This is a genomic window from Actinomadura vinacea, assembly GCF_039532545.1.
In the GTDB taxonomy this organism is placed as follows: Bacteria; Actinomycetota; Actinomycetes; order Streptosporangiales; family Streptosporangiaceae; genus Spirillospora; species Spirillospora vinacea.
In genome coordinates, this window is the sequence record NZ_BAAARW010000050.1 from 176,567 (window position 1) to 191,896 (window position 15,330).

General features: G+C 71.1%; 17 protein-coding genes. 6 read left to right on the plus strand and 11 right to left on the minus strand.

Annotation, left to right across the window (positions count from 1 at the left end; genetic code table 11):
• Positions 1 to 5: 5 nt before the first annotated feature.
• Positions 6 to 482: a hypothetical protein gene (locus tag ABD340_RS47390; RefSeq protein WP_344598732.1), complete on the minus strand. Its 477-nt coding sequence runs from the start codon at positions 480 to 482 to the stop codon at positions 6 to 8.
• A 99-nt stretch (positions 483 to 581) separates the two neighbouring features.
• Here ABD340_RS47390 and ABD340_RS47395 point away from each other — a divergent pair, with 99 nt between their 5' ends.
• The 3 genes from ABD340_RS47395 (at position 582) to ABD340_RS47405 (ending at position 2,867) form a co-directional block, all read left to right on the plus strand.
• Positions 582 to 1,544 (plus strand): GlxA family transcriptional regulator, encoded by a 963-nt coding sequence (locus tag ABD340_RS47395; RefSeq protein WP_344598733.1) that lies wholly within the window; start codon positions 582 to 584, stop codon positions 1,542 to 1,544.
• 102 nt (positions 1,545 to 1,646) lie between these two features.
• The gene (locus tag ABD340_RS47400) at positions 1,647 to 2,330 is read left to right on the plus strand and encodes a response regulator (protein WP_344598735.1); all 684 of its coding nucleotides are present in this window, start codon (positions 1,647 to 1,649) and stop codon (positions 2,328 to 2,330) included.
• Positions 2,331 to 2,375: 45 nt separating this feature from the next.
• Complete coding sequence (locus ABD340_RS47405) at positions 2,376 to 2,867, plus strand: VOC family protein (protein WP_344598736.1); 492 nt, start codon at positions 2,376 to 2,378, stop codon at positions 2,865 to 2,867.
• Between the two features lie 49 nt (positions 2,868 to 2,916).
• Here the strand turns inward: ABD340_RS47405 and ABD340_RS47410 are convergent, their stop codons facing one another.
• From ABD340_RS47410 to ABD340_RS47435, 6 genes are all read right to left on the minus strand, one after another.
• A complete protein-coding gene (locus ABD340_RS47410; protein WP_344598738.1) occupies positions 2,917 to 3,333 on the minus strand; it encodes a hypothetical protein in 417 nt (138 codons plus the stop codon).
• Positions 3,334 to 3,417: 84 nt separating this feature from the next.
• Complete coding sequence (locus ABD340_RS47415; RefSeq protein WP_344598740.1) at positions 3,418 to 4,371, minus strand: D-2-hydroxyacid dehydrogenase; 954 nt, start codon at positions 4,369 to 4,371, stop codon at positions 3,418 to 3,420.
• Entirely contained in the window at positions 4,368 to 6,257 is a 1,890-nt protein-coding gene (locus ABD340_RS47420) for a beta-glucosidase (RefSeq protein ID WP_344598742.1), read from the minus strand. The genes ABD340_RS47415 and ABD340_RS47420 overlap by 4 nt, the downstream gene beginning before the upstream one ends.
• Complete coding sequence (locus ABD340_RS47425) at positions 6,254 to 7,159, minus strand: 2-hydroxy-3-oxopropionate reductase (protein WP_344598744.1); 906 nt, start codon at positions 7,157 to 7,159, stop codon at positions 6,254 to 6,256. The genes ABD340_RS47420 and ABD340_RS47425 overlap by 4 nt, the downstream gene beginning before the upstream one ends.
• Positions 7,156 to 7,470 carry a TIM barrel protein gene (locus ABD340_RS47430; protein WP_344598745.1) on the minus strand — a complete coding sequence of 105 codons (315 nt, stop codon included), beginning with the start codon at positions 7,468 to 7,470 and terminating at the stop codon, positions 7,156 to 7,158. The genes ABD340_RS47425 and ABD340_RS47430 overlap by 4 nt, the downstream gene beginning before the upstream one ends.
• On the minus strand, positions 7,461 to 7,994 hold the full coding sequence (locus ABD340_RS47435) for a TIM barrel protein (RefSeq protein ID WP_344598747.1): 534 nt from the start codon (positions 7,992 to 7,994) through the stop codon (positions 7,461 to 7,463). Before ABD340_RS47435 ends, ABD340_RS47430 begins: the two co-directional genes overlap by 10 nt.
• 111 nt (positions 7,995 to 8,105) lie before the next feature.
• Here ABD340_RS47435 and ABD340_RS47440 point away from each other — a divergent pair, with 111 nt between their 5' ends.
• The 3 genes from ABD340_RS47440 (at position 8,106) to ABD340_RS47450 (ending at position 11,770) form a co-directional block, all read left to right on the plus strand.
• On the plus strand, positions 8,106 to 10,283 hold the full coding sequence (locus ABD340_RS47440) for a beta-galactosidase trimerization domain-containing protein (RefSeq protein ID WP_344598748.1): 2,178 nt from the start codon (positions 8,106 to 8,108) through the stop codon (positions 10,281 to 10,283).
• Positions 10,280 to 11,098, plus strand: a complete 819-nt coding sequence (locus ABD340_RS47445) for an alpha/beta fold hydrolase (RefSeq protein ID WP_344598749.1) — start codon at positions 10,280 to 10,282, stop codon at positions 11,096 to 11,098. The genes ABD340_RS47440 and ABD340_RS47445 overlap by 4 nt, the downstream gene beginning before the upstream one ends.
• A gap of 66 nt (positions 11,099 to 11,164) precedes the next feature.
• Positions 11,165 to 11,770, plus strand: a complete 606-nt coding sequence (locus ABD340_RS47450; protein WP_344598750.1) for a GntR family transcriptional regulator — start codon at positions 11,165 to 11,167, stop codon at positions 11,768 to 11,770.
• Positions 11,771 to 11,959: 189 nt separating this feature from the next.
• On the opposite strand, the gene ABD340_RS47455 is transcribed toward ABD340_RS47450, so the two are convergent.
• The 4 genes from ABD340_RS47455 to ABD340_RS47470 are packed head-to-tail and all read right to left on the minus strand — an operon-like array spanning position 11,960 to position 15,161.
• Entirely contained in the window at positions 11,960 to 12,751 is a 792-nt protein-coding gene (locus ABD340_RS47455; RefSeq protein WP_344598752.1) for an alpha/beta fold hydrolase, read from the minus strand.
• A complete protein-coding gene (locus ABD340_RS47460) occupies positions 12,744 to 13,325 on the minus strand; it encodes a hypothetical protein (protein WP_344598753.1) in 582 nt (193 codons plus the stop codon). Before ABD340_RS47460 ends, ABD340_RS47455 begins: the two co-directional genes overlap by 8 nt.
• A 28-nt stretch (positions 13,326 to 13,353) precedes the next feature.
• Positions 13,354 to 14,775, minus strand: coding sequence for an alpha-amylase family protein (locus tag ABD340_RS47465; RefSeq protein WP_344598755.1), 1,422 nt, complete (start codon positions 14,773 to 14,775; stop codon positions 13,354 to 13,356).
• Entirely contained in the window at positions 14,772 to 15,161 is a 390-nt protein-coding gene (locus ABD340_RS47470; protein WP_344598757.1) for a carbohydrate ABC transporter permease, read from the minus strand. The genes ABD340_RS47465 and ABD340_RS47470 overlap by 4 nt, the downstream gene beginning before the upstream one ends.
• Between the last annotated feature and the right edge of the window lie 169 nt (positions 15,162 to 15,330).

The window sequence follows — 15,330 nt, forward strand, 5'->3', positions numbered from 1 at the left end:
GCCCCTCACGCGCCGGTGGTCGACCCGGGGCGGACGATCATCAGCACGGTGACGATCGCCCAGAGCAGGTTGAACATGCCCGTGTGCATCGCGAGCCGTCCCGCCGATCGGGCCACCTCGTCGGGCGCCGCGGGCGCCAGCAGCGCGTCCTGCCGCGGGAGCAGCACGAAGGCCAGCACGCCGGCCGCGAGGGCGGTCAGGACGATGGACACGATGAGCCACGCGTCTCCCAGGACGTCCAGGGCGAGCGCGGTCGACAGCCCGAAGACGGGCACGACCAGGCCGAAGACCGCGTAGACGCGGCAGATGCGGTGCAGCAGCCGCAGCTGTGCGAGGCCCTGAACGGTGTCGTCCGTCCCGGCCCCGTCCGCTCCGGCGTGGGCGCGGCGTGCGACGGCGGGGAACATGCTGGCGGCGACGGCGATCGGCCCGATCGCGAGGATGGCGGCCAGCACGTGGACGCTGAGGAGGAACTTGGTCACCGGTCAGACGTTAACCAGGGAGCCGAAGGCCCGATAGCGGCGCTTTCGCCACGGTGCACCGGATTCTCGCCAAGTCCGGCGAATGGATAGCTTGTGCCCATGCACACGGTCGCGGTCCTGGCGCTGGACGGCGTCATCCCTTTCGATATCGCCACCCCGCTGGAGGTGTTCGGGCGCAACCGGCTGCCCGACGGCAGCCCGCCCTACCGCGTCCGGGTGTGCTCCCCGTCCGGCGAGGTGGACGCGGGGCCGATGGCGCTGCGCGCGCCCTGGGGCCTGGACGCGCTCGCTGACGCCGACACCATCGTCATCCCCGGTGTCGAGGATCCGCTGGCGGAGCCGCCCGGCGAGGTGCTCGCGGCGCTGCGGGACGCCGCCGCGGCCGGTACCCGGATCGCCTCCATCTGCGTCGGGGCGTTCACGCTCGCCGCGACCGGGCTGCTGGACGGCCGGCGCGCCACCACGCACTGGATCGCCGCCCCGGCGCTGGCCGACCACTATCCGGAGGTGGATGTGGATCCAGGCGTCCTCTACATCGACTCGGGCCAGTTCCTGACCTCGGCGGGCGGCGCCGCCGGGCTCGACCTGTGCCTGTACATGCTGCGCGGCGACCACGGCTCGGCCGTCGCCGCGGCCGCCGCGCGGATGGCGGTGGTGCCGCTGGAGCGCGAGGGAGGCCAGGCCCAGTTCATCCTGCGCGACCACCCGCCGGTGCCGCGCGGCTCGGTCCTGGAGCCGGTGCTGCGCTGGATGGCCGACAACTGCGGCCGCGACCTGACCCTCGACGACATCGCCGTGCAGGCGCGGATGAGCGCGCGCTCCCTCAACCGGCACTTCCGGCAGCAGACGGGCACCACGCCCTTGCAGTGGCTGCACCGCGTCCGGATCCGGGAGGCCCAGCACCTCCTGGAGACGACCTCGTACCCGGTGGACCGGATCTCGGCGCACGTCGGGTTCGGGTCGCCGGCGGCGTTCCGCGAGCGGTTCAAGCGGGTCGTCGGCACCAGCCCGCACGCCTACCGCCGGGCGTTCCGGCAGGACGGCGCGCCGATGGCCGGATGAGCGGCGGGGCGCCTCGGGAACGCTCCACGGTCGCCGATAGCATGGTCGCGTGTACCTGTGGCCGGTCATCATGCCGGTGACCGAAGGCCCCGGCGCGGCCCGATGACGCGCATCCTGGTCGTCGACGACGATCCGCAGATCCTGCGCGCGATGCGCGTCAACCTGCGGGCCCGCGAATACGACGTCGCCACCGCGGCCGACGGCACGCACGCGCTGCGGCAGGCCGGCAACTGGCGGCCCGACCTGGTGGTGCTCGACCTCGGCCTGCCCGACATCGACGGGGTGGAGGTCATCCACGGGCTGCGCGGCTGGACGCAGGTGCCGGTGATCGTGCTGTCCGGCCGCGCCGGCAGCCGGGACAAGATCGACGCGCTGGACGCGGGGGCCGACGACTACGTCACCAAGCCGTTCGACATCGAGGAGCTGATCGCCCGGATCCGGGCCGTCACCCGCCGCTTCGTGACCGAGGACAGCGCGCCGGTCGTCCGGGTGGGCGGCCGGTTGGTCGATCTGGCGGGCAAGACGGTGCGCCCTGCCGACGAGGAGGCGGGGGAGGTCCATCTGACCCCGACCGAATGGCATCTGCTGGAGATCCTGCTCCGCAACCCGGGCAAGCTCATCACCCAGCGGCAGCTCCTCACCGAGGTGTGGGGCCCGTCGTACACGCGGGAGACCAACTACCTGCGGCAGTACATGAACCAGCTGCGCCGCAAGCTGGAACCGGATCCGACGCACCCGGCGCACCTGCTCACCGAACCCGGCATGGGTTACCGCTTCGCACCCTGATCCGCGCGGATATGGTGGGGACCTCGACCACACTGGAGTGGCATCATGACCGACCTGGCCGCCATCGCCGCGGAACGCGAGCGGCTGAAGCGCGAGCACCTGACCGACCGGGCGGACCGGCCCGCGAGCCCGGCCCGCGGCCTGCACCACATGGCGCTGCTGTCCTCCGACGTCGAGCGGACGATCCGCTTCTACCAGGGCGTGCTGGAGTTCCCGCTCACCGCGATCTTCGAGAACCGCGACTACCCGGGCTCCAACCACTTCTTCTTCGACATCGGCAACGGCAATCTGCTGGCCTTCTTCGACTTCCCCGGGCTGGACCTGGGACCGTACGCGGAGGTTCTCGGCGGGCTGCACCACGTGGCGATCTCGGTGGAGCCGGCCCAGTGGGAGCGGCTGCGCGCGAAGCTGGACGAGGCCGGCGTCCCGTACCAGCTCGAAAGCGAGGTCTCGCTGTACTTCCGCGACCCCGACGGGGCCCGGCTGGAACTGCTGGCCGACCCGCTCGGGGAGATGTACGGCGACCGCGTCGGCTGAAGAGGGCGACCGCCGCACCGTGAGTGCGGCGGTCGCCTCACCATCGCGGTCAGGAGCGGCGCTTCGCGCCGAACTGCAGCGCCGCGAAGCCCAGCACCACGAGCGCCTGGAGGATCGCCCACGCGGCACCGGCCGTGGTCAGGGACAGCCAGCCGGTCACGACGGCCGCCACGCTGAGCACCGTCCACAGCAGGTTGACCTCGATCACCGCGGACACCGCCGTGCGCCGCGGCTCCCGGGGCATGGACACAGCCCAGACGGCCGCCGCGTAGGCGAGCAGGAACGCGCCGAGCGCCCGTCCGGTGCCGGCGCCGAGGCCGAGCAGGTCCTCGAGCGGCCCGGCCAGCGCGAGGTACGCCAGGCCGTTGACGCCCGTCACCACGGCGTCCAGCCGCAGGGCGAGCCTCAGCAGGCGGCGGCCGTCGGCGAGGATCCCGGTGCCGTTCAGGGAACGCGTCGTGGTCATCAAAGCCTCCTGGTGTCGGACGACATCGCGTCGATGCCCATGACGCTAAGGGCCGCCCGTGCGCGGTGACGATTACCTGAGAGGTCATACCGGCGCGTACCCGGAATTCTTGTCCACGACGTTCAACAGGCGTCCGCCGGTGACGTAACGATTGACGTTTTCCACGAAGATATCCATCCCGCGCGCGACTGTCTGCGGAGTGGTCGCTCCATTGTGCGGGGTGACGACAACGTTCGGCAGTGACCACCACGGCGAGTTCTCGGGCAGGGGCTCTTCCCGATGCGCGTCAAGCCCCGCCCCGGCTATGCGCCCCTCGGTGACCGCGGCGAGCATCGCCGGCTCGTCGATGATCTCCCCTCGCGAGACGTTCACGATGAACGCGCTCGGCTTCATCGCCGCGAAGACCGATTCGTCGATCATTCCGCGGGTCGTCTCGACCAGGGGCGCCGCGACGAACAGGAAGTCGCACGCGGCGGCGAATTCGACGATTTCCGTGGGACCGTACATATGCTCGACCCTGGTCGCGCCCTTTTCCGGACGGCTGCGGAGCCCGAGCACGCGCATGTGGAACGCATGGCATTTCACGGCGAGGTCCTGCCCCGCTTTTCCCATGCCGACGATGCCGACCGTCTTGCCGGCAAGTTCGCCGTGGCGGAAACGCTCCCATCGCCGCGCCGATTGCGCCGCCGTCCATCGCGGCATGTCGCGGCCCAGCATCATCATGAGCAGGAGGGCGTGTTCGGCCAGGGGGACGGCGCCGTTGCCGGCGGAGGAGGTGAGCACGATGTCGGAGTCCACCATCCGCTGTGGCAGGTCGGCGTCCGTGCCCGCGGTCCACAAGTGGTTCCAGCGGAGGGCCTTGGCGATGTCGAGCCGTTCCGGGGAGAGGTGGCCGGCAACGACCTCCGCGCGGGCGAGGAGCTCGTCCGCCAGGTCCGCCTTGGCGATGATCTCGAAGCCCGCCGCGGTCTCGCGCAACCCGTCGATGACGTCTTCGGGGACCGGCGCTTCGGTGATCAGGATGAGGCGTTCGGTCATCGCCCATCGTCCTGGATCGTCACGCGTACGACCGTTCCGGGGTCGCCCGCTGAGCGTGCGACGACGAGGTCGAACTCCCCTGGTTCGTATGACCAGCCGTCATCCCAGTGCGCGAATGCGCGCCGCGGCACCGCGACCCGCGCCGCAGCAGCCTCGCCAGGGCCGAGGCGCACGGCCTGGAAGCCCGCAAGCCAACGCACTGGCCGGTCGATGGCCGTCCCCGGCCGCGCGGCGTAGACCTGGATGACGTGCTTGCCGGCGCGGTCGCCTGTATTGCGCACATCGACGACGACCTCGAAGCCGTCGGCCACGGGAGCCACCCTTGGTTCGCCGACCGCGAAGGTCGTGTAGCCCTCGCCCTGACCGAACCAGTACAGCGGTTCGCGGCCGGCGCGCAGCCAGGCGCGGTAGCCGATATGGATGCCCTCGTCGTAGGCGAGCCTGCCGTTCTCCGGAGTGACGTTCGCGACGGGGACGTCCTCGAACGCGCGTGGCCACGTCGTCGGGAGCCGGCCGCCGGGCTCCTCGGCGTCGCTGAGGATGTCGCCGAGCGCCGTGCCGTACTCCTGTCCGCCGAACCAGGTGAGCAGTACCGCGGCGGCGTCGTCGGCCGCGGGCAGCAGCACCGGGGAGCCGGAGTTGACGACGACCACCGTGCGCGGATTGGCGGCGATGACCCGGCGTGCGAGCTCCTCCTGCCGTCCGGGGAGCCGGAGCGTGGTCCGGTCGCGTCCTTCGGACTCGACCCTGCTGTTCGTGCCCACGACCAGCACGACGACGTCGGATTCCCGCGCGAGGGACTCGGCGCCGGCCAGCAGGCGCTCGGGGGCGGTGCTGTCGGGGCCGAGGCCGATGCCGGTGGCGAGGAGGCCCTCGAGTCCGCCGGGCACCGGCACGTACTCGAACCGGTAGGTCAGCGCGTAGGTGCGCCCCGCCTCGATCCGCGCCGGCGCGGTTCGCGTCGACGGCGACAGGATCGCGGCGCCGAGGTCGTCGCCCGCGGGGACGTCCCTCGGGGCCGTCCCCTCCAGGGCGCCGACCCTGGCCGCGAGCCGCAGGATGCGCGCCACCTTGCGGTCGATCGCCGCCTCGGCCACCTCGCCGGCCCTGACCGCCGCGGCGAGCGGATCTCCCCACGCCCCCGCGGGACCCGGCATCGCGAGGTCCTGCGACGCGCGCGCGGCGGCGATGGAGCGTACGGCGGTCCAGTCGCTGACGACGACGCCGTCGAATCCCCACTCGCTGTTGAGCGGGGTTTCGAGGAGATCGTGCTCCGACGCGGTCACGCCGTTGACCGCGTTGTACGCGCTCATGACCACCCATGCGCGGGCGACGACGACGGCGTCCTCGAAGGCCCGCAGGTACACCTCACGGAGGGCGCGCTCGTCCACTTCGACGCTCGCGGTGAACCGTTCGGTCTCGAAGTCGTTGGCGACGTAGTGCTTCGGTGTCGCCGCCACCCCGGCGCCCTGTACGCCCGACACGTAGGCGGCGGCGAGGGCCGCGGTCAGGACCGGGTCCTCGCTGAACGCCTCGAAGTGGCGTCCGCCCAGCGGCGAGCGGTGGAGGTTGATGGTCGGCCCGAGGACGACGTCGACGCCCTTGCGCCGCGCCTCCGCCGCCGCGACGACGCCGTACCGGGTCGCGACCGCGACATCCCAGGACGACGACAGCGCGGTCGCGGACGGGAGGTTGATCGAGGGGTCCCGCTCGTCCCACACCGGGCCGCGCACGCCCGACGGGCCGTCCGAGAGCACGATGGAGCGCAGCCCGATGGAGGGCAGCGGCGTGGTGCTCCAGAAGTCGCGGCCGGTCAGCAGGCCGACCTTCTCGGCCAGGGACAGGCGGGCGACCATCTCGCGGATGCGATCGTCGTCGGTGCTCATTCGGGTGTCCTCTCGGCCAGCTCGTTGTGCCGTCCGGACAGCCGCTCGGCCTGGAGGAGGAGTGCGGAGTGGTCGAGCGATCCGGCGCCCTGAGCGCGCAGCGAAGCGATGAGGTCGGCGACGTGGGAGGCCAGCGGCACCGCGACGCCGGCGGCGCGGGCGGCGTCCAGGACGATGCCGAGGTCTTTGTGGTGCAGATCGACCCGGAACCCCGGCGCGAACCGCCGTGCGAGCATGCCGGGGGCCTTGCGTGCCAGCACGGTGCTGCCGGCGAGCCCGCCGCCGAGGACGGTGATCGCCGAGGGCAGGTCCACCCCGTGCGCGTCGAGGAAGACCAGCGCCTCGGCGAGCAACTCGAGGTGGCCGGCCACGATCAGCTGGTTGGCGGCCTTGACGGTCTGCCCGGCGCCGGAGGGCCCGACGTGCACGACAGTGCTGCCGACGGCGTCGAACACGCTCGCGGCGGCGGCGAAGTCGCCGGCCTCGCCGCGCACCATGATCGAGAGGGTGCCTTCGGTCGCGCCGGCCTCGCCGCCGCTGACCGGGGCGTCGAGCGCGCGGACGGCGCGCTCGGCCGCCGCCGCGGCGACGGCGCGGCTGACGTCGGGCCGGATGGTGCTGGTGTCGATCAGCAGGGTGCCCGGCCGGGCGCTGTCGAGCACGCCGCCCTCGCCGAGGACGGCCGCCTCGACGTCGGGGCTGTCGGGCAGCATGGTGATGACGACGTCCGCGCCGGCGACCGCCTCGGCGACGGAGCCGGCGACGCGCCCCCCTTTCTCGGCGAGTGGGCGGGCCTTCTCCGGGGAGCGGTTGTAGCCGGTCACGTGGAAGCCGGCATCGAGCAGGTTCGCCGCCATGGGGGCGCCCATCACGCCGAGGCCGATGAATCCGATCGTGGTCACGCGAGGTCCTTCCAGGTCTCGAAGTCGAAGTGCGCGAAGGGGTCGTCCTCCGTCGCGACGTACTCCAGCGCCACCGCGCCGCCGTAGCCGCGCTCGCGCAGGGTTCGCACCCAGTCGACGAGAGGGAGCTCGCCGGAACCGGGCACCCCGCGGCCCGGCGCGTCGGCGATCTGCACGTGCGCGGCGCCGGCGCCCCAGGCGCGGATGGCCGCCTCGACGTCGGCGCCGTTGGCGGCCAGGTGGTAGAGGTCGAGCAGCAGCCCGAGATTGCGTGGTCCGCCGTCCGCGCCCGCCCGTTCGATCACGGCCATCGCGTCGGACGCGGTCGTGACCGGGTACGCGGCGCGCCGCTGACAGGCTCGATCATCACCACGCCGCCGATCGCGTCGAACAGCGGGGCGACGCGCCGCAGGTTGGCGGTGGCGACGGCGTCCTGCTCGGCGCCGTCGAGCCCGTCGATCCGGTTGCCGTACAAGGCATTGAAGCGTCGGGTGCCCAACGCCTCGCCGAGGCGGACCGCCGCCTCGGCGCTCGCGAGCAACTCGTCCTCGCGCCCGGGCCACGACAGCACCCCGCGGTCGCCGGCGGGCATGTCGCCCGCGAACAGGTTGAGACCCACGAGCGCGAGGCCGGACCGGCGGATCTCCGCGGCGAAGGCGTCCACCTGCGCCGTCGACGGGGTGGCGGTCGGGAACGGCCACCAGAACTCCACGGCGCGGAAGCCCGCGGCGGCGACGGCGCGCAGACGCTCCGGCACCGGCCGGTCGTTGAGGAGGATCGAGCAGTTCACGGCCAGTGCGCGGACCGTGTCGGCACCGGAGTCCACCTTCACCATCGACCTCCGTTCATCATCGGCCTCCCAGTCTGGACAGGCAAGCCAAGTTGTAATACAAGATAGCTTGAATGACAACTACGGGCCGGACGAGAAAACGGAGAAAGGGAGTCGATGACGGAGACCGCGCTGCGGTTGGCCGGGCTGACCCGCTACGGACAGGTGAACTTCACCGAGGACGACGTGCGCTTGCTCGACGTCGGATTCTGGCGGGACGTGTGGCGCCGGTCGCGACTGCAGGCCGTGCTGCTCAACTGCGGCGGCATCATGGCCTACCACCCGACCGGGCTGACCGGTCACCCCGTCGCCGCCGGGGTCGATCGCCGGGACCTGTTCGGGGAGATGGTCGCCGCGGCACGCGAGATGGGCATCGAGGTGGTGGGACGCCTTGATGTCGGCGTTGTCGACCAGCGCTTCCGCGACCTGCACCCCACCTGGATGATGGCCGACGCGGAAGGGCGCTCCCGGACGCTCAACGAGGTCACCGGCGGCACCTGGGGCCGGCCGGGTGGGTACCGCATCGAGAACGAGATGTACTACACGTGCATCAACTCCGGGCTCTTCGACGACTACCTCCCGGCTCTGCTGGCCGAGGTGGCCGAGCGGTACGACGTCGCCGGCTTCTTCACGAACGGGTTCCCGACCGTGGCACTGGCGTCCCCGTCCACGCGAATGCTGTGCCACTGCGACCGGTGCACGACGTTGTGGGCCGACTACGCGGGCGGAGCGCCGTTTCCAACCCGCGACGACCCCGCCGACCCGGTGTTCCGCCGTTACGTGCGGTTTCTGCGCGAGATGTCGCTGGCGCGCTTTCGCGCACTGCGCCGGCACGTCAAAGCGATCTCACCCGGGCTTTCGTTCAACACCTCGGCGGTTCCGGCGGTGAGCGGCGGCCTGCCGTGGACCGAGTGGGTCGCCGAGCTCGATGTCCTGTTCTGCGACAACCAGGACCGTTCGGCCGACTACGGTCGCACGGTGCCTTCGCACGGCCTGTGGGAGGTCGGCCTGAGCTCGGAGCTGCTGCGCTCTGTGTCGGACGGGAAACCGGCGTTGCGGGTACAGTCCACGGCGCGAATGCGCGGCGGCGGACGGCACAGCTCGAAGAACCCGGCCGAGCTGCGCCTGCAGCGAGCGCTCGCACTCGCGCACGGGGAACTGCCGGTGTGGCATGCCGTGTCGGGACGACAGCACAGCCGGCGTTGGCTCGACGGTGTCGTGGCGTTCGATCAGTGGCTTGCCGACAACACATCCGTCCTCGCGGGCGGGCGCTCGCTCGCCGACGTCGGGGTCGTCTGGTCGCAGGAGAGCGCGTGGCTCCAGAACTGGAACGCGGCACTACCCGGGCCGGTGTTCCGCGACGCCCTGAGCGGATGGCACCTCGCGCTGAGCCGCGCACGCGTGCCGGCGCAGCTTGTCCTCGCCGACGGCATCGAGTCGTTCTCCGGCCTGCGCGTGCTGGTGCTGCCCAGCAGCCTGGCGCTGACCGCGCAGGCGGTCGCGCGCATCGTGGGCTTCGCACAGGGCGGCGGCGCCGTCGTCGTGTGCGGCACGGCCGGGATGCTCGACGAATGGGGCGTTCCGTACGAGGGCGACCCCATCGGAAGCCTTGTCGGCGTGACCCGGGACGCGGACGCGATCACCGGCCCCGAGGCCGTCTCCTACCTGCGCCTCGACGGCGACCCCGTCGCCCGCTCGCTCCTGCCCGCGCACGGCGACGACGACGTGGTCCCCGGAGGCACATGGCTTGTCCCGTTCCATACGGAGCTCGCGGAGACCGCGCTGAAATGGAACGAGGCGGAGTTCATGATCCCGACGCACGCGGCCGGGCTCCCTGCCGCGAGTCACCGTCCATCGCTCGCGCGTCGAACCACTCCGGTCCGTTCCGCGTATCTCGCGGTCGACCTCGACGCCCGGTTCTTCACGTACCGGGGGATCGAGCACCGCCGGCTCCTCGCCGGTCTCGTGCGCTGGGGCCTGGCGCCCGCCGGACCGACCTTCGAAGTCGAAGGCGCCGGCGTCGTCGACGTGCGCGGCTGGCGCACCGGCGACGAACTCGTGATCGTCGTGACGAACCTCGACAATCACGGCGCCCACGACGAGCCGGTTGAGGAGTTCCGTCCGGTGGGGCCGCTCCGCGTACGGGTGCGCGGGGCGTCGCCGGTCGGCGCGGAGGCGCGCCTCCACCGCGAAGGCGGCTCGACGAAGCTCGTCGACGACGACGGCGCCCTCGCCTTCGTTCTCGACCGCGTCGTCGACTTCGAAGTGGCCACGCTGCCGGGAGGTGCTCGATGACCGCGTTGCACTGGATCGCCACCGGTTCGGACGATGGTCCAACGGTCCTGCTGAGCAATCCACTCGGTGCGTCCCTGGCCGTCTGGCGGGACCTCGCCGCCGGTCTGGAGCCGGGTTTTCGAGTCATCCGCTATGACTCGCGGGGGCACGGTCGATCCCCTGTCGGCGACGCGCCGATCGACATCGACTCTCTTGCCGACGACGCCGCGGACGTGCTGGACGCGGCGGGCGCCGAACACGCTCACATCGTCGGGCTCTCTCTTGGTGGCATGGTCGGAATGTCGCTCGCCGCCCGGGCGCCTTCGCGAGTCCGGTCACTCACACTGATGTGCACCGCGGCCTTCTTCCCGGACAAGGCCGTCTGGAGCGAACGCGCGGGGACGGCGCGAGCAGGCCGGATGGCGGACCTCGCGGACGGTTCCCTCGCGCGGTGGTTCACCGGGAAATGGGCCCAGGAACACCCCGCGGAGATGATGGCCGCCCGGGAAATGTTCCTGTCGACCTCAGCCGAGGGGTATGCCCGCACCGCGGCGGCTGTCGGCGCGCTCGACCTGCGGGATTCCTTGGCTCGGATCGAGTGCCCGGCCCTCGTGATCGCCGGCGGCTCCGACCCGTCCACGCCTCCCGCGTTCCTTCGCGAGATCACCGCGGGAATCGAACGGAGCCGCTTCCGAGAGCTGGAAGGGGCCCACTGGCTACCCGTGGAAAGCGCGGAGGCCGTGGCGGCGGCGGTGCTTCCCTTCCTGCGTGGGGTGGATCAGCGTGTTACGGACGGTGTGCTCCCGCAACATGTCAGACATTCTGACAATCTGTGAGACACTGGTGAGGTGAATGCGACCTCATCGAGGATTCCAGTCTCGACCACCACTCTCACAGACGCGGTGTACGAGTCATTGCGCCAGCGCATCGCCAATGGCGAGATCGCACCTGGGGAGCGCGTCACCGAAGCCCGCGTGGTGGGCGACTACAGCGTCGCGCGCCCGACCGCGAAGGCGTGCATCGAGCGCCTCGTGAGCACGGGCCTGCTGCAGCGCGCGACTCACAAGTCCGCGACGGTGACGGCGCTCACGGCGGCCGATGTCGACGATCTGTTCCTCGCCCGCACGACCATCGAGGATGCCGCCGCGCGGCGCCTCGCGACGTCCGGCGACGTGCCGCGCGCGATGCTGGAAGCCCAGCACGCCATCGACCTGGCCGGAAAGCTCGATGATCGTACGGCGCTGGTCCGGGCCGACATGGACTTCCACTCGAGCATGGTCCGCGCGAGCGGCAGCGAGCGCCTCGCCCGGATGCACGAGCTCATCACCGGCGAGATCCTCCTCACGATCGCCAGCGCCGGGCACCAGAGCGCACCCATCCGCGAGGTCGCCGCGGAGCACGCCCGCATCCTCGACGCGCTCCGCGAGCGCCGTGTCGACGATGCGAGCACCCTACTGATCGCACACCTCGACGCCGCGCACGCCCGTGTGCGCCACGCGTTCTCCTAGGCTGTATTTTTTGCAATCCCGGCCCAGGATGCTCGCCTGGCGGCTCGCACCCTGACCGTGCTTGGTGCGAGCGCGACATCGCTTCGCGATCTGCCCGGTGAGGCTCGCCTCCGGCATCGCCCCACCGGACAGGTAACGCGCTCGCGTGATACCTCACTGGAACTCGCAAGGGCTTGGGCGTCGCCCCGCTCACGCGGCGCGACGGGTGTTCTCCCGCACGAGCGCGGCCACCCGTTGCGGCGCCATCGCCTGCAGCATGTGCGCCGCGCCAGGAATGACCTCCTGGCGGGCGCCGTCGATCCGGTGGACGATCTCACGTCCCTGGGCGACCGTGGCCGCGGCGTCGTCGCTCCCGCTGATCACCACGGTCGGGCACGTGATCTTCGCGAGCTGATCGCGCATGTCGACCCCGGCGAGCACGTCGCAGAAGGCGGCGTAGGCGGTGTCGGTCGTGTCCGTCAGCATTCGCGTGTAGTTCTCGACGACTTCGGGATGCGCCTGCGCGTAGTCCTCGGTGAACCACCGCCGCAGCACGTCCGGCACGAGGCCGCGGGTTCCCCATTCGCGGACGACCTCTTTCCTGCCGCGCCACAGGTCGCGTTCGGTCACCGGGGTGGACCCGATCACGGCGATGGAACGGATGCGGTCCGGGACGATCGCGGCCAGGCGCAGCGCCGACATCCCGCCGATCGACACACCGGCCACGTGGGCCCGCCGCACACCACGGGCGTCCATCACCTCGATGATCTGTGCCGCCAGCTCGTCGAGGTCGGCCGGACACCGCCGGGCGGGCGACTTGCCGTCCCCCGCGTAGTCGAGGCAGAGCACATCGGTCTCCGCGGTCAGGTCGGGCAGCAACGGCGCCCAGATCTCCGTCGTCGTGGCGAGCGAGTTCAGCAGGACGAGCGATCCGGCACCGGCACCCGCGCGCGCAGGAGTCCACGAGTGGTACAGGTCGCACGCGATCGTGCGCTCAGTCAATCCGGATCACCTCGAGGACACCCTCCACTTCGACGTCGATTCGCATGTCCTCACCGACCGGCAGGGCGCGGTTGGAGACGAGCGCGCGCGCCGCACGCGCGCCTCGCGACCGGGTGCCCAGCACCAGGTGGCCGCGGGCCGGCAGTGGCTCGCGGACCCGGTCGCCACGACCACCCGTGTGGTTGACGAGGTGGATCACCCAGCCGCCCTGCGCGCGTCCGAGCGTGAGCTCGATCGACGCGGGAAGGTCCGCCGTCACCACGACGTCGTCGCCGAGCAGGGATGTCACCTCGCCGACGACGACGTCATCGATCGCGGTCAGACCGGACTCATGGCTCGTCCTGCCGATGGACCAGGGAAACTGCACGACGCGGCCGGCACCGTGACGAGCACGCAGCAGCGCCGGGGCGTCCACGACGGGAGTGTTGCCTCCGGTGATCTCCGGTGGACCGAACGGCGTCCGCGTGCTGAGGGCGAAACGCCCGGGTTCGGCCTCCGCGCGCCACTCGGCGAGGCTGAAATGACCGAGGACCGGAAGGAGCGGCTCGGCCGTACTGCCGTCGGTGGGCCCCACATAACGGCCACCGAGCCGGTCGATTCCCTCAAGGCGTGTCCTCCGGCGCACGGCGGGCGCCGCGTCGAGGGTCGCGATGCCCGGCCTCGAAGGCCTCGCCGGTCAGGAGAAGCGAGCCGCCGGCCCGGACGAACTCATCGAGCGCGCGGCGGAACAGGGCGCCCATGCCCTCCGTACCGGGCACCACCACGACGCGATAGCGGGACAGTACGTCACGGTGCGCCAATTGCTCCTGGTGCTGGAGGCCGATGACGTCGAAGGCGATGTGCGCCTCCTGCAGCGCGGTGTAGAGGCCTCGGTACTCGGAGAAGTCGTCGCGGCTCTGCATGGCGCTGAGGGCCGTGCCTCCGCGTGGCCGCACCAGCGCGACTTGCGACGCCGGTTCGAAGTCGGCGTACAGGTCGTGGTGCCCGCGGAGGAAGTCGAGCACGTCCGCGCCCGAGCGAAGGCAGGGGAACCGGTCGGCGTCCGCGAGACCGACCGCCACGCTGGACGGGAGCGCACCCCGCGAGAGCGCCTGCGCCATGTAGCGGCGGAACTGCGCGGGCTCCTCGGCGACCTGCCGGTACGGCAGTCCCACGTTGACCGACGAGTGCACGAGCGCCGGAACGGCCGGGTCGGAGATCCGGTTGACGCCGGCCAGCTCACTGGGCGTGTGCGGCCACCACGCGCCGCCGTGGCCCAGGGCGCTGTTGGTCTCGAGGAACGCGATGTCCATGCGCACGTCGGCGAGCATGAGCGGGGTGCCGGGCCGGACGGCGTTCACCACCTCGGAGTAGCGCTCGGCCAGCTCGGTCAGGCGAGCGAGTGCCACCGTGAGCCAGAGGTCGTAGCCCTTGTCGCCCACACCGCGCGGGTGCGCGTGGCCCGGATGCTCCAGCTGGAAAGCCGCGCGACAGCGTTCGCACCGGCAGACGCCCTTGTAGGCACCGCTGTAGGCGAGCTCGGGGTACTGGAGCCAGTTGAAGAACACCCCGTCCACCGGGTACCGCCGGACGAAATCGTCCAGGATCGCCGGCACGCGCACCTCGTGATAGTCGCTTCTGGGGCAGATCGCGGTCAGGCCGTCCTCCGTGTACCACTCGCCGTCGCGATCGACGAAGGCCCACTCAGGATGGGCGGCGACGATGTCCGCCGGCAGCCGGGAGAAGTCGAATCGCGAAAGCACCCGCACGCCTCGCTCGTGCGCCGCGTTCACGACGTCGCCCACGAGATCGCCCGACGGTCGCTCCGCCAAGGTCCGGGCGGTGCGCTGGTACGGCTCGTCGACCGGGTAGAAGTACACGATCCCCCCGGCGTTGCACAGCCACGTGTCATAACCCAGCGAGAGGAGGTCGTCCACCGCACGCGACGCGTCCAGGGTGGCGTCGGTTTCGCGCAGGTTGGTCTGCAGGAGCCGGAACGGGGACGACCACCAGTGCGGTCCCGGGAACCGTGACGCCGCCGTCATTTGATCCCCGTCGAGGCGATGCCGGCGATGAAGTACCGCTGGAAGAACAGGAAGATGAGGACGATCGGCAGGATCGTGACGAGCGATCCGGCCAGCAGCGGGCCGTAGTTCACCACACCCTCGGTCTGGGAGAGCGTCGTCAGCGCGACCGGGAGGGTGTACATGTCCTCGGTCTGCGCGACGACGAGCGGCCACAGCAGGTTGTTCCACGAGCTGACGAAGGAAAGGATCCCGACGGTGGCGACGGCCGGCCCGCACAGCGGGAAGACGACGCGGAAGAAGACGCGCCCCTCCCCGGCGCCGTCGATCCCCGCAAGACCGAAGGCTCCCGCCGCGACCAATGCGGCCGCGACTCCCGCGCGGCGCATGCTGGCTGACCTGAACACAGCTGCACCTTCCTCTCGAAAGCAGTGCAAGTGCCGGGATCGTATGTCTTGCATACTTGTCTGTCAATCTTCTCTTAGTGCTGCTAGAAGACTCATGAAGGCCCGGATCCGGCCTCGAGATTCACGTAGAGCGGGCAGGTCGTTGCTCTTGGTGAGGGGGATGGCGTGG

Excerpts from the sequence above, each read along its gene's own strand:
- ABD340_RS47395 (WP_344598733.1), top strand. The coding sequence starts at position 582 with ATGCACACGGTCGCGGTCCTGGCGCTGGACGGCGTCATCCCTTTCGAT.
- ABD340_RS47400 (WP_344598735.1), top strand. The coding sequence starts at position 1,647 with ATGACGCGCATCCTGGTCGTCGACGACGATCCGCAGATCCTGCGCGCG.
- ABD340_RS47405 (WP_344598736.1), top strand. The coding sequence starts at position 2,376 with ATGACCGACCTGGCCGCCATCGCCGCGGAACGCGAGCGGCTGAAGCGC.
- ABD340_RS47410 (WP_344598738.1), bottom strand. The coding sequence starts at position 3,333 with ATGACCACGACGCGTTCCCTGAACGGCACCGGGATCCTCGCCGACGGC.
- ABD340_RS47415 (WP_344598740.1), bottom strand. The coding sequence starts at position 4,371 with ATGACCGAACGCCTCATCCTGATCACCGAAGCGCCGGTCCCCGAAGAC.
- ABD340_RS47420 (WP_344598742.1), bottom strand. The coding sequence starts at position 6,257 with ATGAGCACCGACGACGATCGCATCCGCGAGATGGTCGCCCGCCTGTCC.
- ABD340_RS47430 (WP_344598745.1), bottom strand. The coding sequence starts at position 7,470 with ATGGCCGTGATCGAACGGGCGGGCGCGGACGGCGGACCACGCAATCTC.
- ABD340_RS47435 (WP_344598747.1), bottom strand. The coding sequence starts at position 7,994 with ATGGTGAAGGTGGACTCCGGTGCCGACACGGTCCGCGCACTGGCCGTG.
- ABD340_RS47440 (WP_344598748.1), top strand. The coding sequence starts at position 8,106 with ATGACGGAGACCGCGCTGCGGTTGGCCGGGCTGACCCGCTACGGACAG.
- ABD340_RS47445 (WP_344598749.1), top strand. The coding sequence starts at position 10,280 with ATGACCGCGTTGCACTGGATCGCCACCGGTTCGGACGATGGTCCAACG.
- ABD340_RS47465 (WP_344598755.1), bottom strand. The coding sequence starts at position 14,775 with ATGACGGCGGCGTCACGGTTCCCGGGACCGCACTGGTGGTCGTCCCCG.